This window comes from Prosthecobacter sp. (assembly GCF_034366625.1).
Taxonomy (GTDB): Bacteria; Verrucomicrobiota; Verrucomicrobiia; order Verrucomicrobiales; family Verrucomicrobiaceae; genus Prosthecobacter.
Map to the genome: position 1 here is coordinate 693,360 of NZ_JAXMIH010000023.1, position 22,844 is coordinate 716,203.

The 22,844-nt window shown below is 60.7% G+C and carries 19 protein-coding genes; 4 read left to right on the top strand and 15 right to left on the bottom strand.

Going from position 1 to position 22,844, the window contains the following annotated elements; genetic code table 11:
* Positions 1-20: 20 nt before the first annotated feature.
* Complete coding sequence (gene rpoC, locus U1A53_RS23440) at positions 21-4,172, top strand: DNA-directed RNA polymerase subunit beta' (RefSeq protein WP_322284299.1); 4,152 nt, start codon at positions 21-23, stop codon at positions 4,170-4,172.
* 133 nt (positions 4,173-4,305) lie between these two features.
* Here the strand turns inward: rpoC and U1A53_RS23445 are convergent, their stop codons facing one another.
* The 9 genes from U1A53_RS23445 to U1A53_RS23485 form a co-directional block, all read right to left on the bottom strand.
* Entirely contained in the window at positions 4,306-7,413 is a 3,108-nt protein-coding gene (locus U1A53_RS23445) for an efflux RND transporter permease subunit (protein WP_322284300.1), read from the bottom strand.
* A complete protein-coding gene (locus U1A53_RS23450) occupies positions 7,410-8,594 on the bottom strand; it encodes an efflux RND transporter periplasmic adaptor subunit (RefSeq protein ID WP_322284301.1) in 1,185 nt (394 codons plus the stop codon). The genes U1A53_RS23445 and U1A53_RS23450 overlap by 4 nt, the downstream gene beginning before the upstream one ends.
* 472 nt (positions 8,595-9,066) lie before the next feature.
* A complete protein-coding gene (locus U1A53_RS23455) occupies positions 9,067-9,570 on the bottom strand; it encodes a hypothetical protein (RefSeq protein WP_322284302.1) in 504 nt (167 codons plus the stop codon).
* 47 nt (positions 9,571-9,617) lie between these two features.
* Entirely contained in the window at positions 9,618-10,055 is a 438-nt protein-coding gene (locus tag U1A53_RS23460; RefSeq protein ID WP_322284303.1) for a hypothetical protein, read from the bottom strand.
* Between the two features lie 293 nt (positions 10,056-10,348).
* Positions 10,349-11,422 carry a M20/M25/M40 family metallo-hydrolase gene (locus U1A53_RS23465; RefSeq protein WP_322284304.1) on the bottom strand — a complete coding sequence of 358 codons (1,074 nt, stop codon included), beginning with the start codon at positions 11,420-11,422 and terminating at the stop codon, positions 10,349-10,351.
* Positions 11,423-11,530: 108 nt separating this feature from the next.
* On the bottom strand, positions 11,531-12,409 hold the full coding sequence (locus tag U1A53_RS23470) for a phosphodiester glycosidase family protein (protein ID WP_322284306.1): 879 nt from the start codon (positions 12,407-12,409) through the stop codon (positions 11,531-11,533).
* Positions 12,410-12,413: 4 nt separating this feature from the next.
* Entirely contained in the window at positions 12,414-13,010 is a 597-nt protein-coding gene (locus tag U1A53_RS23475; protein WP_322284307.1) for a non-canonical purine NTP pyrophosphatase, read from the bottom strand.
* A 110-nt stretch (positions 13,011-13,120) separates the two neighbouring features.
* Positions 13,121-14,062: a CNNM domain-containing protein gene (locus U1A53_RS23480; RefSeq protein ID WP_322284308.1), complete on the bottom strand. Its 942-nt coding sequence runs from the start codon at positions 14,060-14,062 to the stop codon at positions 13,121-13,123.
* A 44-nt stretch (positions 14,063-14,106) separates the two neighbouring features.
* Positions 14,107-15,369 (bottom strand): CNNM domain-containing protein, encoded by a 1,263-nt coding sequence (locus tag U1A53_RS23485; RefSeq protein ID WP_322284310.1) that lies wholly within the window; start codon positions 15,367-15,369, stop codon positions 14,107-14,109.
* A gap of 117 nt (positions 15,370-15,486) precedes the next feature.
* Between U1A53_RS23485 and U1A53_RS23490 the strand changes: the two genes are divergently transcribed.
* The gene (locus U1A53_RS23490; protein WP_322284311.1) at positions 15,487-16,395 is read left to right on the top strand and encodes a ThuA domain-containing protein; all 909 of its coding nucleotides are present in this window, start codon (positions 15,487-15,489) and stop codon (positions 16,393-16,395) included.
* A 77-nt stretch (positions 16,396-16,472) separates the two neighbouring features.
* On the opposite strand, the gene U1A53_RS23495 is transcribed toward U1A53_RS23490, so the two are convergent.
* From U1A53_RS23495 to U1A53_RS23505, 3 genes are all read right to left on the bottom strand, one after another.
* Complete coding sequence (locus U1A53_RS23495) at positions 16,473-17,387, bottom strand: bifunctional riboflavin kinase/FAD synthetase (protein ID WP_322284312.1); 915 nt, start codon at positions 17,385-17,387, stop codon at positions 16,473-16,475.
* A gap of 71 nt (positions 17,388-17,458) precedes the next feature.
* On the bottom strand, positions 17,459-17,641 hold the full coding sequence (locus U1A53_RS23500) for a hypothetical protein (protein ID WP_322284313.1): 183 nt from the start codon (positions 17,639-17,641) through the stop codon (positions 17,459-17,461).
* Between the two features lie 104 nt (positions 17,642-17,745).
* Entirely contained in the window at positions 17,746-18,438 is a 693-nt protein-coding gene (locus U1A53_RS23505; RefSeq protein ID WP_322284314.1) for a hypothetical protein, read from the bottom strand.
* Positions 18,439-18,775: 337 nt separating this feature from the next.
* On the opposite strand from U1A53_RS23505, the gene U1A53_RS23510 reads away from it, so the two are divergent.
* Positions 18,776-19,837, top strand: a complete 1,062-nt coding sequence (locus U1A53_RS23510) for a hypothetical protein (protein WP_322284315.1) — start codon at positions 18,776-18,778, stop codon at positions 19,835-19,837.
* Between the two features lies 1 nt (position 19,838).
* Here the strand turns inward: U1A53_RS23510 and lspA are convergent, their stop codons facing one another.
* The 3 genes from lspA to U1A53_RS23525 are packed head-to-tail and all read right to left on the bottom strand — an operon-like array spanning position 19,839 to position 21,952.
* Positions 19,839-20,372 carry a signal peptidase II gene (lspA, locus tag U1A53_RS23515; protein ID WP_322284316.1) on the bottom strand — a complete coding sequence of 178 codons (534 nt, stop codon included), beginning with the start codon at positions 20,370-20,372 and terminating at the stop codon, positions 19,839-19,841.
* Between the two features lie 5 nt (positions 20,373-20,377).
* On the bottom strand, positions 20,378-21,496 hold the full coding sequence (locus U1A53_RS23520; protein ID WP_322284317.1) for a galactitol-1-phosphate 5-dehydrogenase: 1,119 nt from the start codon (positions 21,494-21,496) through the stop codon (positions 20,378-20,380).
* Positions 21,497-21,547: 51 nt separating this feature from the next.
* Positions 21,548-21,952 carry a peptide chain release factor-like protein gene (locus U1A53_RS23525; protein ID WP_322284318.1) on the bottom strand — a complete coding sequence of 135 codons (405 nt, stop codon included), beginning with the start codon at positions 21,950-21,952 and terminating at the stop codon, positions 21,548-21,550.
* A gap of 78 nt (positions 21,953-22,030) precedes the next feature.
* Between U1A53_RS23525 and U1A53_RS23530 the strand changes: the two genes are divergently transcribed.
* Positions 22,031-22,828, top strand: a complete 798-nt coding sequence (locus U1A53_RS23530) for a thymidylate synthase (RefSeq protein WP_322284322.1) — start codon at positions 22,031-22,033, stop codon at positions 22,826-22,828.
* The last annotated feature ends 16 nt before the right edge of the window (positions 22,829-22,844 follow it).

A 22,844-nucleotide genomic window follows, 5' to 3' on the forward strand; every position in this document is an offset into this window, starting at 1 on the left:
CACCGCATCCTCCACACATCATGAATGCTGACGCGAGCTTGAAAGAAATCTTCGGGGAACCCCAAACAGGCGAGGAGTTCGACTCTGTGTCGATCTGCATCGCCTCTGCCGACCGTGTACGCTCATGGTCCTCCGGCGAAGTCAAAAACCCGGAAACCATCAACTACCGCACGTTCAAGCCTGAAAAAGGCGGCTTGTTCTGCGAGCGCATCTTCGGTCCCACCCGTGACTGGGAGTGCGCATGCGGCAAGTACAAGCGCATCAAGCACAAGGGCGTCGTCTGCGACCGCTGCGGCGTCGAAGTGACCCTCTCCCGCGTACGCCGTGAGCGCATGGGCCACATCGAGCTCGCCGTGCCGGTGACGCACATCTGGTTCTACAAGTGCATGCCTTCCCGCATCGGCCTCATGCTCGACATGACCGCCCGTTCGCTGGAACGCGTCATCTACTACGAAGACTACATGGTCATCGATCCCGGCAGCACGCCGCTTCAGCGCGGCCAGCTCCTCACCGAAGTCGATCTTCGTGAAGCCGAGGAACAGTACGGTGCTGACGCCTTCCGCGTCGGCATGGGCGCCCAGGCCATCCGCGACATCTTCGCCCAGCTCAATCTGGCCGACGTGACGAAGGAACTCGAAGAGGCGATGACCAAGACGCGCTCCAAGCAGATCCGCAAGAAGCTCGCCAAGCGTCTCAAGCTCTGCGCAGGCTTTGCTGAAAGCCACAGCCGTCCGGAATGGATGATCCTCGAAGTGCTGCCGGTCATCCCACCGGACCTTCGTCCTCTCGTCCCGCTCGAAGGCGGCCGCTTCGCCACCTCTGACTTGAACGACCTCTACCGTCGCGTCATCAACCGCAACAACCGCCTCAAGAACCTCCTCCAACTGCGCACGCCGGATGTCATCATCCGTAACGAAAAGCGCATGCTGCAGGAAGCCGTCGATGCGTTGTTCGACAACGGCCGCCATGGCCGCCCGGTCACCGGCGCGGGCAATCGTCCGCTCAAGTCGATGTCCGACATGCTCAAGGGCAAGTCCGGCCGCTTCCGTCAGAACCTGCTCGGCAAGCGCGTCGATTACTCCGGCCGTTCCGTCATCGTCATCGGTCCTGATCTTCTGCTGCACCAATGCGGTCTGCCGAAGAAGATGGCGCTCGTCTTGTTCGAGCCCTTCATCATCCGCCGTCTCAAGGAGATGGGACTCGTGCACACCGTCCGCAGCGCGAAGAAGATGATCGAACGCCGCACGCCGGAAGTGTGGGACATCCTGGATGAAGTCACCAAGGGCCACCCGGTTCTCCTGAACCGCGCTCCGACGCTCCACCGTCTCTCCATCCAGGCCTTCGAGCCGAAGCTCATCGAAGGTGACGCCATCCGCGTGCATCCCCTCGTTTGTACGGCCTACAACGCCGACTTTGATGGTGACCAGATGGCCGTCCACGTCCCGCTTTCCATCGAAGCTCAGATGGAAGCCCGCCTGCTCATGCTCGCGCCGAACAACCTGTTCAGCCCTGCCAGCGGCAAGCCCGTGATGAACCCGTCGCAGGACATTCCGCTCGGCTGCTACTTCCTCACTTACCTGCGTGAGTTCCCCGGCAACGAAGCCAAGCTCAAGAAGGGCGATGTGGAAGGCCGCATGCCGATCTTCAACGACGCCTCCGAGGTCGAGTTCGCCATCTCCGAAGGCGGCCTTGCCGTGAACGACAAAATTCGTCTCCGCAATCCCGACTACAAGCTGCCGAAGCGCCCGTATGGCGACGCCTCCAAGGCCGTGATCGAAACCACCGCCGGACGCGTGCTGTTCAATGAAACCTGGCCGGAAGGTCTCGGCTTCATTAACACCACCGTCGGCAAGAAGCAGATTTCCGACATCATCTGGCGCTGCTTCCAGACTGTGGGCCAGCGTGAGACCGTCAGCGCGCTTGACCGCCTCAAGCAGCTCGGCTTCCGCGAAGCCACCCGCTCCGGTTGCTCCATCGGCATCACCGACATGGTCATCCCGACGGCCAAGGCCGCCGGTCTGGAGAACGCCTACAAGCAGATCGAAGAAATCGAGAAGCAGTATCGCCGCGGTATCATCACCCACGGTGAGCGCTACCAGAAGATCATCGACATCTGGACCCAGGTCGGTGAAATCGTCGCCGATGAACTCTTCCGCACGTTGGAATACAACGAGGGCAAGAAGCATCACAACCCGCTCTACGTCATGGTCAACTCGGGCGCCCGCGGCAACCGTACGCAGATCAAGCAGCTCGCCGGCATGCGCGGCCTCATGGCCAAGCCCTCCGGTGAGATCATTGAGCGTCCGATCACCTCGAACTTCCGTGAAGGTCTGAGCGTGCTTGAGTACTTCATCTCCACCCACGGTGCGCGTAAAGGCCTTGCAGACACCGCCTTGAAGACCGCTGACTCCGGCTACATGACCCGCAAGCTGGTCGATGTGTCCCAAGACGTCATCGTCACCGAGGAAGACTGCGGCACCGTCAACGGCATCACGCTCGCCTCCATCTACCAGGGCGACGAAGAAATCGTCGATCTCAAGACCCGCATCTATGGCCGCACCAGTTGCGAGACCATCCATGATCCGGTGGACAAGAGCGTCATCATCAAGGCCGGCCAGATGGCCACCGAGAAGGAAGCCGCCCACCTCATGAAGATCGGCGTCGAGAAGCTCAAGATCCGCTCCGTCCTCACCTGCGAAAGCAAGCGTGGCTGCTGTGCCAAGTGCTACGGCCTCCACCTCGCCACGCACCGCATCGCGAAGATCGGCGAAGCCGTCGGCATCGTCGCCGCCCAGTCCATCGGTGAGCCCGGAACCCAGCTCACCATGCGTACGTTCCACGTCGGTGGTGCGGCAATGAGCTCCTTCAAGCAGCCCTTCATCAACACCAAGAACGCCGGTAACGTCAAGTACACTGACATGCGCGCGGTGACCACCATCGAAGGCACCTGGATCGCCCTCACTAAGAACGGCATCATCTCCATCCATGACGATGATGGTCGCGAACTCGAGAGCCACAAGCTCGTCGCTGGCGCGGTCATTGCCGTCGAGGACGGTGGCAAGGTCAAGAAAGGCCAGCAGATCGTCACTTGGGATCAGTACAACGTGCCGATCATCACCGAGAAGGCCGGCAAGCTGGAGTTCCGTGACATGATCTCCGGCATCACCATCACCAAGGAAGTCAACCAGAGCACTGGCAACGAGGAAACCGTCGTCATCGAGCACAAGGAAGACCTCCATCCGCAGGTCGTCGTCGTGAATCCGAAGACGCACGAAGTGCTCGCCAGCTACACCATTCCCGCCGGCGCTCACTTGAGCGTGAAGAACAACGAGAAGGTCGAGGCCGGCACCACCATCGCCAAGACGCCGCGCAAGGCCTCCAAGACCAAGGACATCACCGGCGGTCTGCCGCGTGTGGCCGAGCTCTTCGAAGCCCGCAAGCCCAAGGACGCCTGCGAAATCGCCCGCATCGACGGCACCGTCGAAATCGGCGGCCTCGTCCGCGGCAAGCGCCGCGTCATCGTCACCGACACCAAGACCGGCCAGCAGGAAGAGCATCTCATCCCCCGCAGCAAGCACATCTTGCTCTTCAACGGCGACCACGTCAGCAAAGGCGACCAGATCACCGAAGGCCCGGTCGTTCCGCATGACCTCCTCGAAATCCTTGGCCCGCAGGCCCTGCGTGAGCATCTCGTCAATGAAGTGCAGGAAGTGTACCGTGCCCAGGGCGTGGAAATCAACGACAAGCACGTCGAGATCATCATCCGCCAGATGCTGCGCAAGGTGAAGGTCACCGATCCGGGCGACACCGAGTTCCTCTGGGGCGACCAGATCGACCGCGGCGAGTTCGAGAAGGAAAACAACCGTGTCACCGACGAAGGCGGCAAGCCTGCGGAAGCAGAGCCCGTCCTCCTCGGCATCACCAAGGCCTCCATCGAAACCGAGTCCTTCATCTCCGCCGCCTCCTTCCAGGACACCACCCGTGTGCTCACCGAGGCCGCCACGCTGGCCAAGTCCGACTACCTGCGCGGCTTCAAGGAAAACGTCATCATGGGCCATCTCATCCCCGCCGGTACCGGCTTCATCACCAACCGCAACTTCGAGCTCCACGAGACCGAGAGGCCCACGCTTCCCGCCCGTGTCGAAGAAGACGAGGAAAGCCTCACCGCGTAAGCTGCCCGGTCATCCACTCAATCCCGCCTCCCTCGGTTCACGCCGTCGGAGGCGGTTTTGCGTTTGGGGAGGGCGTGGCTTTTCGAAAGCCGCCTGCTTTTTGTGCGGCAAGTCTCACAAACCGTCGGACAATCTACGCCAGTCTCTCCATTCCTTCATTCTCTTCGATTCGCCCCAGCCCTCCCAGCTTGGCACCCAACTTTTCCATGTAAAGATACACGACGGGTGTGATGTAGAGGGTCAGCAACTGCGAGAAGACCAGACCTCCCACCACCGCAAGGCCGAGGGAACGGCGTGCATCGGCGCCTGAGCCAATGCCAAGCGCGATCGGCAGCGCGCCCATCAGCGCGGCAAACGTTGTCATCATGATCGGACGAAACCGCACCAGGCAGGCCTCGCGGATCGCCTCCGCTGGCGCCTTGTGGTGATGGCGTTGCGCTTCGAGGGCGAAGTCGATCATCATGATCGCATTCTTCTTCACGATGCCAATGAGCATCAGGATGCCCACGAAGCCATACACGTTCAGTTCCTCGCCGAACAACATCAGCGTCATCAATGCGCCGACGCCGGCCGCGGGCAGGCCCGACAGGATGGTGAGCGGGTGGATGAAGCTCTCATACAGGATGCCCAGCACCAGGTAGATCACGAGAATCGCCATCACCAGCAACAGCGTGAGGTTGCCCAGTGAGCTTTGAAACGCCTGGGCCTCGCCTTGAAAATTGGCGTTCATCCCGGCGGGCGTCATGCCCTCGACCGCCGTCTTGATGCGATTGACCACATCCCCCAGAGACTGGCCGCGTTCGATGTTGAACGAAATGGTCGCCGATGGGAGCTGGCCGAGATGATTCACCGTGAGCGGTCCGACGCCGCGTGTGACGGTGGCGATGGCATCCAGCGGTGTCAGTCCGTTGTCGGTGGAGCGCAGGTAAACACGATCCAGTTCTCCAGGCGTCTGCTGAAACCGCGGCCGTACCTCCAGCATCACCGAGTATTCGTCAGCCGAAGTGTAAATGCTGCTGATCTGGCGGGAGCCGAACGCATCATACAGTGCGTTGTCGAGCTGGCCGGAAGAAATGCCCAGTGAGGCCGCGCGATCCCGGTCAATGTCCACCCGCACCTCTGGGTTGCTCAGTTGCAGATCAGAGGCCACATCCGTCACACCGGGTACGGTGCGGATCCTGGCCTCCAGTTGCGGCGTGATGCGGTTGATCTCCTCCAGGCTGATTCCAGACAGCGTGAATTGATACGGACTGTTGCTCAGACGCCCGCCCATTCGAATGAGCGGTGGCACCTGCGGGAATGCGCGAATACCCGGCACTTGAGAGAGGTCACACCGCAGTTGATCCACGATCTCCGCGGCAGATGGTCGTTCACTGCGAGGCTTCAGTCGCGCATACATGCGTCCCAGGTTCGACGGGCCGCCAAACGAGGTGCTGCCGAGACTCGAGCTGAAGCTCTCGATGTGCGGATTGCGCGCCATGATCAACGCCAGAGCCCTCTGGTGCGCCACCATCGATTCAAATGACGAGTCCTTCGCTCCCTCGGTGCCCACGTAGAGTGATCCGATGTCCTCCGTGGGAATGAATCCTTTGCGAATGACCGCGAAGCCCCAGGCAGTCGCCGCGATCGTCGCCAGTGTCACCAGCATTGTCAGCACGCGATGCGCCAGCACCATGTCCAGCGTCCAGCGATACATGGCCGTCATTCCATGGATGCCGTGTTCCACCATGCGGGAGAACCAGCCCTCCTTTTTCTCCTCGCTCTGAGGTTTGAGAAACCGGCTGCACAGCATCGGCGTCAGCGTCAGCGACACGATGCCCGAGATCAGAATCGCCGTGCCGATGGTGATGGCGAATTCATTGAAGAGCCGGCCGAGGATGCCGCCCATGAACAACACGGGCAGAAACACCGCCGCCAGCGACAGAGTCATCGAGATCACCGTGAAGGCGATCTCACGCGAGCCGATCAGCGCCGCCTGAAACGGCGTCTTTCCCTGTTCGATGTGACGCACGATGTTCTCCAGCACCACGATCGCATCATCGACGACGAAGCCCACGCACAGCGTCAACGCCATCAGAGAAAGGTTGTTCAGGCTGAAGCCCAGCAGGTGCATCACCGAGAAGGTCGTGATGATCGACAGAATGATCGCCAGAGCCGGAATCACCGTGGCGGTGAGCCTGCGCAGGAACAAAAAGATCACCAGCACCACAAGGGCAATGCTCAGTCCCAGCGTGAACTGCACATCATGCACTGAATCTCGAATCGAGACCGAGCGGTCCGTCAATATCTCCAATGTCACGGCGGCGGGAAGCTGCTCGTTGATGGATGGCAGCAGCTTGCGGATTTCATTCACCACCTGGACCGTGTTCGAGCCCGGCTGGCGTTGCACGGCGATCATGATGGCGCGCTTGTTGTTGAACCACGCCGCCACTCGGTCGTCCTCCACGCCGTCCATGACCTGTGCCACGTCTCCGAGACGCACTGGGCTGTCCTCGCGATAGGCGATGACGAGGTTGCTGAATTCAGCCGCATTGGTCAGCTTGCCGCCGGATTGCACCGTGAACACCTGATCCACGCCTTGCAGTGTTCCGGTGGGAATGTTGCTGTTGCCGGTTTGGATCGCGGCGCGCACTTCATCCAGGCTCACGCCGCGCGAGGCGATGCGCAGCGGATTGACCTGCACGCGCACGGCATACTTCTGCGATCCAAACACCTGCACCTGCGCCACGCCGGCCACCGTGGAGAATTTAGGCGAGATCAGCGTCTCGGTATACTCATCCACCTTGGACATCGGCAGCGTGTCGGACACCAGCGCCAGGAACATGATCGGCGACTCCGCCGGATTCACTTTGCGGAACGACGGCGGCGCGGTCATCTCCTGTGGCAGCCGCCTCTGCGCGGTGGAGATCGCCGATTGCACATCCAGCGCCGCATCGTCGATGTCGCGTGCGAGGTCGAATTGCAGTGTGATGCTCGTGCTTCCCAGCGAACTGGAGGAAACCATCGAGGTGATGCCAGGAATGGTCGAAAACTGTTTCTCCAGTGGATTTGCCACCGTTGCCGCCATCGTCGCCGGACTCGCGCCGGGCAAACTTGCAGTCACCGACAACGTAGGGAAATCCACATTCGGCAGGTCGCTCACCGGCAGCTCTTTGTAGGCCAGAATTCCGAACGCCAGCGCACCGATCATGACCAACGAGATCATCACCGGCCGCCGGATCGAAAGCTCGGAGACATTCATGGTATCACTCCCGCTGTGGCGTCGGGTGAAGGAGAGCCCTCCAGGCCCGGCTTGATGCTCACTTTGCCGCCATCGCGCAGACGATCATGCCCGTCGATCACCACTTTTTCGCCACCCTCGAGTCCTGAGGAAATGACCGCTTCGTTTTCCACCATGCGTGCCACCACCACATTCATCGCACGCACCGTCATGTCCGGCAGCACCATAAACACAAAGGTTCCATTCTGACCGGGCTGCACCGCACGCGCCGGAGCCACCACCGCGTTTTTGTCCACTTTCACCTCCACGCCTAGATTGGCATACTGGCCGGGCCAGAGGATCTGCGGGGTGTTCTTGAAGGTGGCACGCACATCGATCGTCCCGGTGTTCGGTTTGACCGTGTTGTCCAGAAACTCGAGCTGCCCTTCCACCGTCAGTCGTTCCGGCAGGCTGGTGTTGGCGGTCACTTTCAGCGCGCCTGCGTTCATCCCGCGCTGCAAAGCCGGCAACTGCTGCTCCGGCACCGCAAAGGTCACCTCAATCGGTTCGATCTGATTGATCACCACGAGATCCGTTTGATACGCGCTCGCCACGTTGCCCACATCGGCCAGGACACGCCCGGCACGGCCCGGGATCGGCGCACGCACATCGCAGTAGGCCAGGTTCATCTCCGCCTTCTGCACCGTCGCCTCGGCCACGGCGGTCTGGCTGCTGGCGGACTTCACATTCACCGTCGCCAGCTCCAGTTCCTTCTGCGGCACGGCACCGTCCTTCGACAGCGTCTGGTAGCGGCGTTCCTGATCCTTCGCATTGCCCGCTTGCGCGGTCGCCTGTGCCAGCAGCGCCTTCGCTTCGCCCAGCGCCACCTCGAACGGTTTGCGTTCGATGGTGAACAGCACGTCGCCCTTCTTCACATCCTGACCGTCCTTGAAGTGCACCTCTGCGATCCGGCCGGTCACCTGCGGCTTCAGCGTCACCGTCTGGATCGGTGACACGCGGCCGATGGCGCGCAACGTGACGGGCATGTCCTTGCGCACCACCTCCGCCACCAGCACCGGCGTCACGCTCTGTTTGGGGGGTCCTGTGGCGGTCTCCTTCGAGCACCCGGCCACGCCTGCCAGCAGCAGCGCCGCACACGCGACCCTGCGCCATGAGCGGCCCGGTTCCGTCGAATGAAGGTCAGGGACGGTGGTTCGTTTCATAAGCACTGCTGCCATCAAGTACGCCCCCGTCGTTCGAACGGCCTTACAAATCGCCGGGCCTGTGTCCGCGAAGACCACGGGGCATGGAAGGGAGCGCGGACATTCGCTGCGCGGCTTCGCAGCATGTCCGCAGAATTCATAAGCGGGCATGAGTGCCCGCGCTCCCTTCAGTCTGGCCTGCACAACGCCGCGCTGCGCTGGTGCAGCACGGTTCTGTCAAAGCACGGCACGGTGTTGTGCCGTAGCAACGCGGTTCCGGGGAACCCCAGAACCATTCAGGGAAAGCCCGACACGAGCCAGCGGGAACGGTGAACGAGCCAGTTGGAGAGCTGTCACGGCCTGTCATCGTGCAAATCCTCAAAGAGCTAAGCCGTTTCAAGTCTCCGAGACACCTCCACTCTACCCGACTTTGATCTCCGCCTGAAGCTCGTCCGCAGCAACTGCGCTGGAAAACTCAACAATGTAGTGGCATTCAGGGGATAGCCGGTGGCTTGGGTGGTTCTGGAAATGACCGAGGCGGCACTAACATCTGTTTTTGGGTCGGTGGCATTTGATCCTTTCCAAAGATCCAAATAAACGGCCTCGCCTCGTCGAGGTGCGGTTGAGTGGCTCGATGTTCCTGAGGCTTGGCAGCAGGTTCAGCCTTATTTCCAAGGAAAAAACCACGGAGATATATCGATGTCATGGCAGTCAGCACCCCTGCCAGAGCCAGAAAGGTTACTTTCACGATGTACTTGGCCCGATCGATTTTGCGCCGCTTCTTCATGTCATCAAGCCAACTTCCGATGAGATCGGCCATCATTCCAGGCGGCACTTGATCTGCTTTGATATCACTGGGCAAGCAAGGTGTGAGAAGAGGGCTGGCACCTGATGCTTTACCTGCCCTGCCAACCGTGGCTTTCTTCCCGCTCGAAGATGCCTGCCCACCACCCTCGGGAGTGTCGGCAGAAGGCTTCGAGTTGGTTTCTCGGGGCATGGCGCATGTGCGAGGTTAAGAAAGAGCATGCAGAAGGCATGGGTGCTTCAGGCTACCTTTTCGATCACGTCCAAGGTGTTGATCAGCCGCATCGCGTCGGCGCGCCCTGTGCTGCTCAGGGTGTAGGACTGGTGCTTGCCTTTGGCATCCTCTCCTTGTCGGATGATTTGACCTCTGTCGTGCAGCGTTTCCATATTGGAACTGATGTTCGAGGTTTTCGCATGCCAGGCTTCGATTTGCACATTGACCTGACGGCTCGTGAATGACACCGCACCACTAAGTTCGATGTAGAGTGCGGAGCACAGCGCTAGTTGCGGCCCGCTGAGCTTGTCCTTGCGGCTCGTGACATAGGCGGCCACTCGTTCACGAATGGCATCATCCTCAGCGAACTGGTTCTTCTGCTCAGAAAACTGTTGAAGCAACGTGATGCGTGGGTCGACCATCTTCTTTATCACGAGAAGCTCGGGTAAGGTGAGTTCATTCATGAGGTCAAGGACCTCCAGTAGCCTTGAAGAGACCGGGGTATTCATGAGAAGTGAGGGCTTGCTTTGGTAAAGTTAGTGAAGAAACAGCGTAACTTGTACTGATTCTAGAGTAAAAACGCAGTTGAGGCATCTAAAATTAGACATTGTGCTAATTTTATACATTTTGAATCGCAAAGTTAGTCAATAGGATGACTCCCTTCCTGCCTATGTAATTTCCATAAAAACACCCATAACTGAGCGGTTCGTGCATCCTCCTCGGTTCAATCAACGTGACAGTCATTGCCGCACTGCACCTACAGTTTCACCCGAAACACGTCCTTGGCCTTCACGCTTTCGGCGAAGGCGGTGAGGAGCTGGATGGTGTGCTCGACATCCTGGAGGTGGGCCATTTCGACGACGCTGTGCATGTAGCGCAAGGGCAGGGAGACGAGGGCGCTGGGGATGCCGTGCTGCTGGATGAAGATGGCGGTGGTGTCGGTGCCGGTGGTGCGGGAGGTGGCCTCGTGCTGGACGGGGATCTTTTCCTTTTCTGCCACGGCGATGAGGCGCTGGACGACTTCGACGTGGTTGGCTGCGCCGTGGGTGAGCGTGGGGCCGCCGCCGAGCTGCACGCTGCCGTGCAGTTTGAGATCAATCTGCGGCGTGTCGGTGGCGTGGGTGACATCGACGACGATGGCGACATCGGGCATGAGGCGGTGGGCGATCATGCGTGCGCCATGGCCGCCGATCTCCTCCTGCACGGCGTTGACGGCATAGACGGTGGTGGGCAGGCGGGCTTTGCGCTTGCTGAGGCGGGCGATGACCTCGGCGATGATGTAGCCGCCGATGCGGTTGTCCAAGGCCCGGCCGCAGAGCTTGTCGGTGCCGAGTTCCTCGACGCCGTCGGCATAGACGGCGGGATGACCGACGCGGATGCCGGCCTTGGCGACTTCCTTGGCGCTGGAGGCGCCGATGTCGATGGCGAGTTCATGGGCCTTCGGCACCTTTTCGTCCTCACGGTCGCGGATGTGCATGGCGGTGTTGCCGATGACGCCACGCACGGTGCCTTGGTCGCCCAGAATATCGACGCGACGGCCGCGTGCGGTGGCGACATCGCTGCCGCCGATGCGATCGACGAAGATGAAGCCGTCCTTGGAGATGAACCGCACCATGTAGCCGATCTCATCGGCGTGAGCTTCGAACATGAGGCGGCGGCCATCCTTGTCGCCATCGAGCGTGGCCCAGGCGTTGCCGTAGGCGTCGCTCTCCACGCGGTCGGCGAACTTGCGTGCGTAGGCCGCCCACTTGCGCTGGCCGCGTGCCTCGAAGCCGGTGGGACTCGGCGTGGCGAGGAGATCGAGAAGGAAAGTTTTGGAGGAAGGGGACATGGAGAACTGTTAAGAGTTAAAAGTTAGAGGTTAAAGGTTCGATGTTCTTGGTTTGGAAGAACCATCGTCAACCACTGCAAACAACCGTCAACCATCGCAAACGCGCCCCTATCGTGGCACAATGCCGAGGTAGTTTCTCACGGTGCTCCAGCCGGGGTCGGTGTGCTCGCGGCCGTCGGCGGTGCGGTAGTAGAGGGCGGAGGAGCGGCCGCCGTCGAGATTGAGGGCGCGATGCACCGGGAAGTCGGGCATGAGGCCGGGGGTGGCGAGGATGTCGGCGAGTTCGCCGAGACTGACGTTGCGGGCGAGGCCGAAGATCCAGCGCTGCGCGCCATCGGTGGCGATGAAGGTGCGCGTGGCGTGCTTGCGGCGTTCAAGATTCGGCACCGCACGACCGGCATCGACGAGGCGCGGGCCGGCTTGGAGGAGATCGCTCGAGCTGCTGGTGTCACGCACCTCGGTGTTCCAGAGCAGTTGCGGCGTGTGATGCACGACGACGGCACCGGTGAGCAGCTTGTTGGACTGCCACGCACCGGTTTTCTGCCCGTCGGTGATCATGAGGCCCATGGGGGTGAACTGCGGCGTGAAGAAGCCGCCATTCACCCCGGCGATGGCTCCGGCTTTGCGCATGCATTCGGTGATCTTGCCGCCGCCGGACCAGTCTTCGGGCTGGTCGAGGACTTTGAGCTCGTAGCTGCGGCTGTCGAACAGGACGAACTGGACTTCGACGGAATGACCGTGCCTGCTGACGCTGAGATTTTGCACAGAGGCATCACCGATGAGCGGCTGACTTTCAGCGGGGGCATCGAGACGCCAGCCGGATGGCGTGGGACGCACGACCGCCGCGTCTGGCCAGGGGGCGGGGACTTCATCCCAGGACGGGTAGCGCGGGGCCAGTGATGGCTGAGGAGGCTCCGTTTCGACCACGGCGCGTGGTTGAACACAGCCTGCCAATGCGAGCGTGAGAAGGAAGGCCAGAGAGCGCATGCGATCAGCGAAGTGCGGCGAGTTTTTTCTTCATCGCGGCGAGTGCCCGGGCACGATGGCTGAGCTGGTTTTTCGTCTCGGCGGGAAGAACCCCGAACGTCTCGGTGAAACCGTCAGGAATGAAGAGAGAATCGTAGCCGAAGCCGCCTTCGCCCACCTCATGCGTGATGAGACGGCCTTCGACGCTGCCGTGGGTGACATGGAGCACCTCGCCATCGCGCGCGAGGACCATGCAGCAATGGAAGCGACCGATGAAGCGAGAGTACATCGCCTTCTTGGTGAGTTCGGCTTTCAACTTGGCGCGGTTGTCGGCGGCGGTGGCGGTTTCACCGGCATAGCGGGCGCTGCGCACGCCGGGCGCTCCGCCGAGGGCATCGACTTCAAGGCCGGAGTCATCGGCGAGCACGAGCAAACCCGGAGCGCCACGGCTGCCGCTGACGGCTTTGATGATGGCGTTCGCTTCAAAGGTGTCGCCAGTTTCCTCATCGAGTGTGATGCCGGGATGGGCGCGGAGATCTTCGACCTGCCAGGCGCTGCCGAGGATGGCGGCGACTTCTTCGGTCTTGTGGGCGTTCGAGGTGGCGAAGAGGAGGGAGGGCACGGGCGGGTTGGAGGTTATGCGTTAAGGGTGAGGAGTTAGAGCCGGTGAAAGATGAAACAAGTCATGCCTGACTCCTAACTTATAACCTCTAACTCAGGCCTCTTGCCAACTCAATGCATGAGCGGTTCGAGCAGACGCTCCTCGGTGATGAGGCCGAGAGGAGCCTGGCGTTCGTCGAGGACGATGGCGAGGCGGCGGCCCTGCTTGCGCATGCGTTGCAGCGTGTGCAGGGCGGGCAGGCTGGCGGGAACGGTGTCGAGGTTGCGCATGTGATGGCGCACGAGGCGGTCGGGAGGCAGCGTGGCGGGAAGCTCGGTGGTGTCGAGCACGCCGATGAAGCTGCCGGTTTCGCCGAGGACGGGCAGCAGGGTGCAGTTTTGCTCGCGAGCGATGATGAGCGCGGTGCTGACGGACATTTCCGTAGCAAGGGCGATGCTGCGCGAGAGCGGCTGCATGAGATCGACGGCGCGCAGCTTTTTGTAGTCGAGCACACGCCCGATGAGATGCGTGGCGGTGGCGGAAAGCTGGTGCTGCGCGGCGAGCTCGTGCGCGAGCACCTTCAAATCGTCGCGTCCGCGTGCAAGACGTGATTCACTGGGCGCTTCGGTGCTTTCGGATGGGTTTCGCACGGCGGCAAAGGCGCGGAACAAGGGCCGCCCCAGTCCGACCAGATGCACGAGGGGCGAGACGCTGCGCAGCGAACGAAACGGATAACGGCGGAAAAGTTTCTTCGGCATCACTTCCAGGCCGATGAGGAACACAGGCAGCGCGAGCACAAAGGCGAGCGCGTAACCCCACAGGCTGGCATTGCGAATGACCGGCAGCGCGATGAGCACGAAGGCGGCGAGATTGGTCATGTGGTTGGCCACGGTGATGCAGCCGATGAGGGCATCACGATCCTCCAGCAGCGGCAGCAGGCGGCGCGCACGACGATCCCCCTCGCTGGCGGCATGCCGCACACGCACGCGGCTCACGGCCAGCACGGCGCTCTCCAGACCCGAAAGGGCGAAGGAGAGAACGAGGCAGACGATGAGGATGAGGAACCAGGTCACGGGGAAAAAGCTGAAAGCTGAAATTGGAAATGAGTAATTTGAGATCAGATGTCCGCGGCTTCGTCGGAGGGCTTGGGTTTGAGGCGCAACTCGACCTCCTGAATGCGGGCGCGGACGATGCGGCGGACTTTGATGTCGGCACTGGCGATGGTGATGCGTTCGCCAGGCTTCGGTACGTGGCCGAGCTGATTGAAGACGAGACCACCGATGGTGTCGATGCCGCCGACGTCGATCTCGATGTCGAGTTCCTTTTGCAGATGATCGAGCCGCGTGCCGCCGTCGAGCAGGTAGCGACCGCCGCCTAGATCGCGGATTTCGGAGCCTTCCCCATGCCACGGGGCGGCATCATAAAGCAGCCAGTCGGCGATCTCGCGGCGTGTGATCATGCCTTCGAGGCCGCCGTATTCATCGGCGATGAGCACCGGCTGGTCATTGCTCTGCAGGTGATGATCGAGCGCTTCGAGCACGGGCATCGTTTCTGGAACGAAGGCAGGGGTGCGCAGCAGCGTGTTCCAAGGTGGACGGTTGGCGAGCTTCCAGGCGCCGGTGTCGATCACGCCTTCGACGGAGTCGGGCGTCTCGCCATAGACGACGACAAAACGGCTGGCGGCCTTTTCGAGCACGGCGGTGGTCTTTTCCGGCGTGTCCTCGCTGCTCATGAGCGCGAGATCAACGCGCGGGATCATGCAGTCGCGCACGGTGAGCGCCTCAATGTCGAGCGTCTCGTGGATCATGGCGCTCTCATCGTTGTCGAGCAGGCCCTGCTCCTGGCGCATTTCGACGAGGGTTTCAAACTCGTCGCGTGTGACGGGCAGGCGCGTCTTCACATGCTTGGCGACGAATTTTTGCAGAAGGGCGTCGGTGGCGCGATCGACGAGGGCGGCGAGAGGATCGAGAACATTGCGCAGCGGATGCAGAAGACGCAGGCTGCCGAGCAAAACCACGGAGGGATTGCGCGCGGCAAAAAATTTCGGGGCCATGTCTCCTAGCAGGACCGTTGCCAAGAATAGAATGGATGAGGCGGCCCAAGGATTCCAGCCGAGCGCACGCAGAGGGCCGGTGACAAGCCACAGGCCAAGCGCGGCGAGCGCGAGGTTCAGCGCGGCGGAGAGCAGCAGCGCGCGGTGCAATTGCGCGAAGGGGTTGGCGGTGATGGCGCGGAGTTTGTTGGCCACGTCCCCTTCGCCGGCGGTCAGAAGCTGCGCCTCCACGTCCCGTGCGCTGTGGATGGCGGTTTCCGAGGCGGAGACAACCGCGAGGATCAGCAACAGGTTCAGGTAAATCAGAGCAGCGATGAGCAGAGACATCAGGAGGAACATCTCACTGTGGGCAGGTGCAGCACGGAGGGTCAAGGTGAATTACGGGCCGCGCGTTGCGTTCGTTCTTGCCAAAACTGGGGCAGGCTGGTAGCAACGAGGCTTCTTATGCGCTCACTTCTTCTCTCCGCACTCGTTTTCGCCTTCGGCAGCCTGCAAGCCGCCGACACATTGAAAGTCCTCATCGTGGACGGGCAAAACAATCACAAATGGGACATCACCACGCCGGTGCTGAAGAACGCGCTGGAGAGCAGCGGTGCCTTCACGGTCGCTGTGAGCACGACGCCACCGAAGGGTGCGCCGAAAGAGGCTTGGGACGCGTGGAAGCCTGTGTTTGGCGATTACAAGGCGGTGGTGAGCAACTACAACGGCGAACCGTGGCCGGAAGCCGTGCGCGCTGCCTTCACGAAGTATGTCGCGGATGGCGGTGGTTTCGTCTCCGTGCATGCGGCGAACAATTCGTTTCCTGACTGGAAGGAATACAATGACATGATTGGCGTCGGTGGCTGGGGTGGACGCAATGAGAAGTCGGGTCCTTGGTTATATGTGAAGGACGGCAAGCTGTTCCGCGATACGAGTGCTGGCAATGGCGGCGCGCATGGGGCGCAGCATGAGTTTGTGGTGGAGATTCAGAATCCTGATCATCCGATCACCCGCGGTCTGCCGAAGCGCTGGTTGCATGCGAAGGACGAGCTTTATAGCAAGCTGCGTGGTCCGGCGGAGAATGTGGACGTGCTGAGCACGGCGGTGTCGGATCTCACGGCGGTAAGCGAGCCGAACAACTTGGTGCTGGCCTATCACAAGGGCCGTGTGTTTCACACCACGCTGGGCCATGCGGATTACTCGATGCTGGATCGCGGCTTTTACACGATCCTGCAACGCGGCACGGAATGGGTGGCCACGGGCAATGTGGAGCGCACAGCGGCGGTGCCGGCGGATTTTCCCACGGAAACAGCGGTGAGCGTGGTGAAGCTGGAAGGTTATCCGAAGCAGGAGGCGCCGAAGCCGAAGAAGTAAAAGTACGACAGACACTCTTGTCTGTCGTGTGAGCGGCGCGCGCGTGGAATCGACGGACAGGAGTGTCCGTCGTACTTTCAAACACGCGCCGTTTCGATGTCGCGCTGGATCTGCGCCTTGAGTTCGTCGAGGCCGCTGAATTTCATCTCAGGACGCAGGAACTTCGTGAAGCGGACTTCCAAGTCCTTGCCGTAAAGATCGCCGCTCCAGTCGAGGAGATGCACTTCGAGCGAAGGCTCGGCATTTTCAGCGACGGTGGGTCGGCGGCCGAGATTGGCGACAGCGGGCAGCCAGGCATCGCCGATGCGTGCCTGCACGGCATAAACGCCGAGCGGCGGGAGTTGCTCGTTTTCCACATCGACATTCGCGGTGGGGGAACCGAGCTGGCGGCCGAGTTTCTGGCCTTCGATGACGGTGCCGAAGACGGAGTAGTCGCGGCCAAGCAGTGTGGCGGCCTTGGTGAAGTTGCCTGTGGAAATGGCTTCACGGATCAAGGTGCTGCTGACGATTTCGCCGTCGATTTTCAACGGCGGCACGCCATACACGGCGAAGTCGTGCTTCTGGCCCATTTCCATGAGCAGGTGGATGTTGCCTTCGCGTTTGTGGCCGAAATTCCACGTGTAGCCGACGGAGATGCAGCCCAGCGGACGTGCGGCCTCGACGAGTTGCTGGATGAATTCGCGTGCGGGCGTTTTCGCCGTCTCAGCCGTGAAGGGGCAGGCCAGCAGGCAGGGAATGCCGATTTGAGAGAGGACCAACTGCTGATGACGCGGGCCGCAGAGCAGTTTCGGCGCTGATCCAGGGCGCAGCACATGCGCCGGATGGGGATCGAAGGTGACGACCACCGCAGTGCCGTGATGCTGGGCCGCATGCTCTTGAGCGGCTCGAATCACCTCTTGGTGGCCGAGGTGGAGGCCATCAAACACACCCACGGCAAGGGCGAGGGGGCCTGGAAGGGTGGAAAGCGTCTCGATGGAACGGAGAACTTGCATGCTTGGGAAACTTTCAGCCATACCAGCCGCAATGCAGAGCGCAAGGCGAAGGGCGGGATCGCAGGTGGCGCTTACTTGGCGCTGCTGAGCATGCTCCAGAAAGAGCTCATAAGGCCCTTCTTTTCGAGGTTCAGGCTGCTCGTCACATTGGTGTGGGAGGTTCCAACGAGCTTGTTCATCACTTCGCCATAAGCAGGCATTGAGGTCCAGCCGAGGGTGATTTCGTTGTGGGAGGAGGTGGTGTTCGTTTTCATATGATTCGTAGGTTTGAGAGGTTTGAGGTGCTTTAGGTGGGTGAGTTTCAGGTTTGAACGGTTTGTTGGTTTCGTGAGTGAGAATCGAGTCACAAAAATGAGAATTACATGCCAAAAGGATGGCGAGGGCTGAAGCCGGCATAGCTACGGCCCTTGGTGCGCCAGCGGGGGCCTTCGCCAGTGACCTGGCCGGAGGTGTCCATGCGAAGACCGCAGATGGTCATGAAAACATGCTCGCCAGGCTTCACCCAGATGGTGATGAAGCGGCCAGCACCAGCTTCGCCATAGGTGGCGAATTCCTTGCTGGACAGGCAGCGGTTCAGCAATCCTGCCTTCATGAGGATGTAAGAAGTGCTGCTGGAGCAGTCATAAGCGCTGTCTTCGATGTTGCGATGGCCGCCACCAAGCACGTAGGGCTTGTTCTGGAGGGTGTTGGCGGCATAAACGGCGAACTGAAGGGCCTGAGGAGCGGTCTGGCCGACGGCAGCGAAGCGGCCGTCGAAGCGGATCTGCGAATTGCCAGCGACAGGAGCGGCAGCGCGCTGAGCAGCGGCACGTTGGGCAGCAGCCTGCTGAGCGGCAGCTTGCTGGGCGTAGTAGTTGGACCACGCCTGAGCATTGGCCTGCTGGGCGTTGTAGGCGGCCCAAGCTTGAGCGTTGGCCTGCTGCTGGGCGTAAGCGGCCTGGGCCTGAGGAGCGGCGTAGTAGCCGGCAGCTGAATAACCGTTCTGAGCGTTCGCGGCGGTAGCGACTGTGAGGAGGCTGACGGTGAGGGCGAGGCGGATGAGTGTTTTCATGGCTGCGTAAGTGGTTCTTGTTTCTGCTAGTATTTATAGCAAAATTCAGAATCACTGCAACAACTATATCAGAAATAACTCATAAAATTGTAAATTTGATAATTTCAAACACCTCGATTTGAGCTAAATAATTGAAAATAAACAATTTACAAAAATCGCGAAACTGACTACTCAAAGCCCTCTTGAAAGCGGCAGGACAGTTTTGGTGTAAATTTTCGAGTCCAAAGCCAGTTTGGCGGCCCGATTTGACCAAAAATGCGATCATTATAGAGGATTCGTTAAAACCTCCTTTTCTAATTCTTGCACATGCGGCATCCGCTTATGAGAATGAGCGACGATGAATGCACGCCTGAACTCGAACTTCGTCCCCTTGTTGGTTCTGTGCCTGGCCGGGACGATTGCCCAAGCTGTTGAGTCGCCAGGTGTCTCGCATTTTTTTGATGAAGTAGGGCAGCGCTATCTCACTATCAGCACCTCAGGCAGCCGTGTGGAGGTCAGCGTTCGTATGGCGGCTGATCCAGGATCGACAGGACGCTGGTCAGGGCAGGGGACGCGGAAGGACAACCAGATCGTGTTTGCCGCTGTCGTCGATGAAGGTCAGGACCGTGGCTCGTATTTCATCGCCAAGGGTGGCGAGTCGAAAATGGAGATCAGTTTCAAGCCGGAACAAAAAATGCCGCAGGATCCGGGCATCCTGGGCATCTATCGTCGGGTGAGTGATGAGAAGCGCGTGCAACTGGCCCGCAAAGAGTTTCAAGCCGCCGAGGATCGTCTGGCGGCGGCGTTGAAGAACGCCTCGCGCTCCTGGCCTGCGGTGGACAAGCCGCTGGCCTCAGACTGGAAGGCGGGCTGGGCCGTGTTGCGAGAGCGCTGGATGAAGATCGCCTATCAAGCACCCGCGCCGGTGCAGCCGAAGCCTGCGCAACCCTTCGCAGCAGGCAAAGAGCCGCCGCTTCAGGAGAAAGACGCCAACTACTGGCTCAAACTCGCTGAAGCCACTGCTCTGGGTTATTCCTTCATGCAGCAGCAGCCTGACCCGAAAAGTGCCGGAGCGTGGGACGGCGAGTATGACGATGGTTTTGGCGGTCATGTGAGCATCCGTCGTGCGAAAGATGGCAAACTGCGCGTGAACCTCTCCTGCACGCGGGTGAGCGAGTTGCAGGGGATGGATCTGGCGGGTCAAATACCAGCCGAAGCGGTGAAATCGAAGAATGGCGAAAGCACGGCGGAGGCGGTCTTCGTCGAACCCGAAGTGCCGGAGGATGCGAAAGACATTCGCGTCAGTTTGCGACGAAAAGGCGGCTTCCTGTGGGTGGAAACGCAGCGCAAACAAACACCGCCGGGCAGTTCCGCGTGGCTCGGCGGCATTTATCGCTGGGCGCCGCCGCCGGTGGAATGAATCACGCCTTCTTGGACGGTGCCGGCGTTTCCACGAACGACGCTATCGCCAGCAAGATTGCCGCGCACACGACGCACGAGTCGGCCACATTAAACGAGGGCCAGGGATGAAACGGCGGGAAACCGAAGTCGAACTTCAAGAAATCGACCACATAGCCGTCGAGGAACGTGCCCGCGAAGAGATGACCGCCCTCATGCGTGCGGAACAGGCGGTCGGTGAGATTGCCAAAGACACCGGAGACCAGCAGCGCCACGGCGAGGCGGCTCAACTTGCCGGGGAAGAGCCCTTTGCGATGCATCACATAGATGAATGTGAGCGCGGCCAGAGAGACGGCGGTGAAGGCGTAGTTCGCGTACTCGGTGCCGTTGAACATGCCGAAGGCCACGCCGGTGTTCGCCGCGTGGTGCAGCCAAAAGATGCCGGGGATGATCTCCCGCTCGGTTTCATAGAGCCGGAAGTTTGCCACGATCCAGCTCTTCGTGAGCTGGTCGAGGATGTAGAGCGGCAGTGAGAGCAGGAGGAAAAGGCGAATCATGGCAATCAGGCGGGCTGCAGCACCACTTTGAGCAGGCCTTCTTTGTTGTCGTAAAGGCGCTTGAACCAGCCTGCGCCTTCAGCCAGCGGGGCCACGGCGCTGAGCAGCGGCTCGACTTGGATGCTGCCGTCTTGGATGCGGCGGATTGCCTCGGGATACTCACCGGCGCAGGAGCATGAGCCTTTGATCGTAATCTGGCGTGTGACGACTTCCTGCAATGGGAAAGGCGTGTTCGGCTGTAGATTGCCGATGAGAACGACCTGGCCGCCTTTCCGCACACTGCGGATTGCGAGATCGAGCGGAGCGGCAGCGCCGACGACTTCAAAGCTCGCGTCAGCGCCGTCGCCGCCGCAGATCTTGCGGATGTGCATCGCCAAGCCTTCTTGTTTCGCGTTGAAAACTTCCGCCGCACCCAGCTTGAGGGCGAGTTCGAGGCGCTTGTCATCGAGATCGACGGCAATGACTTTTTCCCAGCCACGCGCCTTGAGCGCTTGAATGACCAGCAGGCCGATCAAACCGGCTCCCACGACTACGGCGGTGCCGCCATTCGATTCGCTTTCGCAATCGCAGCCTTCGCAGCTCTCGTCACCGCAGGTCTTATCCACCGTCGTGAAGGCCTCGCCCACTTCGACTCCATCGGCCAGATTCACCGCATGCAGTGCGATCGACACCGGTTCGGCAAAGGCCGCCTTCTCATAAGAGAGCGCTTCGGGGATGCGATAGAGAATGCGTGTCGGCAGCGCGATCTTTTCGGCAAAGCAACCGTGGCGGCGGTATTCACCCGGCGACACACCCAGCACGCGGCGGTTTGGGCAGAGGTTCACGAAGCCGGCTTTGCACTCCTCACATTCGCCGCAGTATTCGGTCGAATCAAACGTCACGCGATCACCGAGGTTCCAGCCGGTTACGCCTTCGCCCAGGCCGATGATTTCGCCCGCAGCCTCATGGCCCATCACGATGGGCATCTGGCGGCGGCCGCTGCGGCCGTCCATGCCGTGAATGTCACTGCCGCAGATGCCGCAGGCCTGCACTTTGACCAGCACTTCGCCAGCGGCGGGCGTGGGTTCGGGAAAGTTGAGATCGTAATTGAACTCAGACGGGGCGGTGAGGACGAGCGCTTTCATGGGAGCGGCGATCATGCCGCGTGAAGTCGCTGTGGCAAGAACGTTCGCGGATCACTCGTCGCCCCCGACTTTTCCACGCCCCTCTTTGATTCCTGCGCGGTGTCGTTTGCCGGCGACGAAACGCCGTTTCAGGCCGCGAGGGCGGGCGCGGGTCTGTCGGCGCTTTTTTTCGCGCTCGTTCTGGATTTCGAGTTGGGCGGTTTGAAACGCGGCTTCCAAGCGCTCGCAGAGTTCCTGGCGGGCAATCAGGCGGTTTTGCGATTGCGAGCGCTCGCGCTGGCAGCGCACTTCGATGCCGCTGGGGATGTGCCGCAGCACGACGGTGGAGCTGGTTTTGTTGATCTTCTGGCCGCCAGCGCCCGAACCACGGATGAACGACTCCTCCAGATCCTCCTCGCGAAGGCGGAGTTTCTGCATGCGGGTGCGCAAAGTGCTGTCGTCAGGCAGATCGGCCATGGGCGGAGCATCGAGGCAGGGGAGCGCTGCTGCAACCGCCGCGTTTGCATCCGCCGCATGCCCCGCTATGACTGGACGATGGAAGAATACCACCGCCTGCTGCGCAAAGTGCTCGAACACGGAAGCTACCGTGAAGACCGCACTGGCACGGGAGCCTACTCCGTTTTCGGTGAACAAAGCCGCTACGACCTCAGCACCACCTTTCCGCTCGTCACCACGAAAAAACTGCACCTACGCTCGATCATCCATGAGCTTCTCTGGTTTTTGAAGGGCGACACGAATGTCGGTTACCTGCGTGAGAACAAAGTGACCATCTGGGACGAGTGGGCCGACGAAAACGGCGATCTCGGCCCGGTCTATGGCGCGCAATGGCGTCGCTGGCAGGGAGCGCCGGGCGCGGAGCCTGTGGATCAGATCGCCAAGCTCATCCACGGCATCAAAACGAATCCCTACAGCCGTCGCCACATCGTCAGCGCCTGGAACGTGCCGCACATCGAAAAAATGGCCCTGCCGCCCTGCCACTGCCTGTTTCAGTTCTTCGTCGATCGCGGAAAACTGAGCTGCCAGCTCTACCAGCGCAGCGCAGATCTCTTTCTCGGCGTGCCGTTCAACATCGCCAGCTACGCGCTGCTCGTGATGATGGTCGCGCAGGTCTGCGACCTCCAACCCGGCGAATTCGTCCACACCTTCGGCGATCTGCATCTTTACGCGAATCACCTCGACCAGGCCAAGCTCCAGCTCACCCGCGAACCGCGTGCCTTGCCCGTGATGAAGCTGAACCCCGCCGTCAAAGAAATCGACGCCTTCCGCTTCGAAGACTTCACCCTCGAAGGCTACGACCCGCATCCGGCGATCAAGGCTGAGATCGCGGTGTGATTGGAAGGGAGCGCGG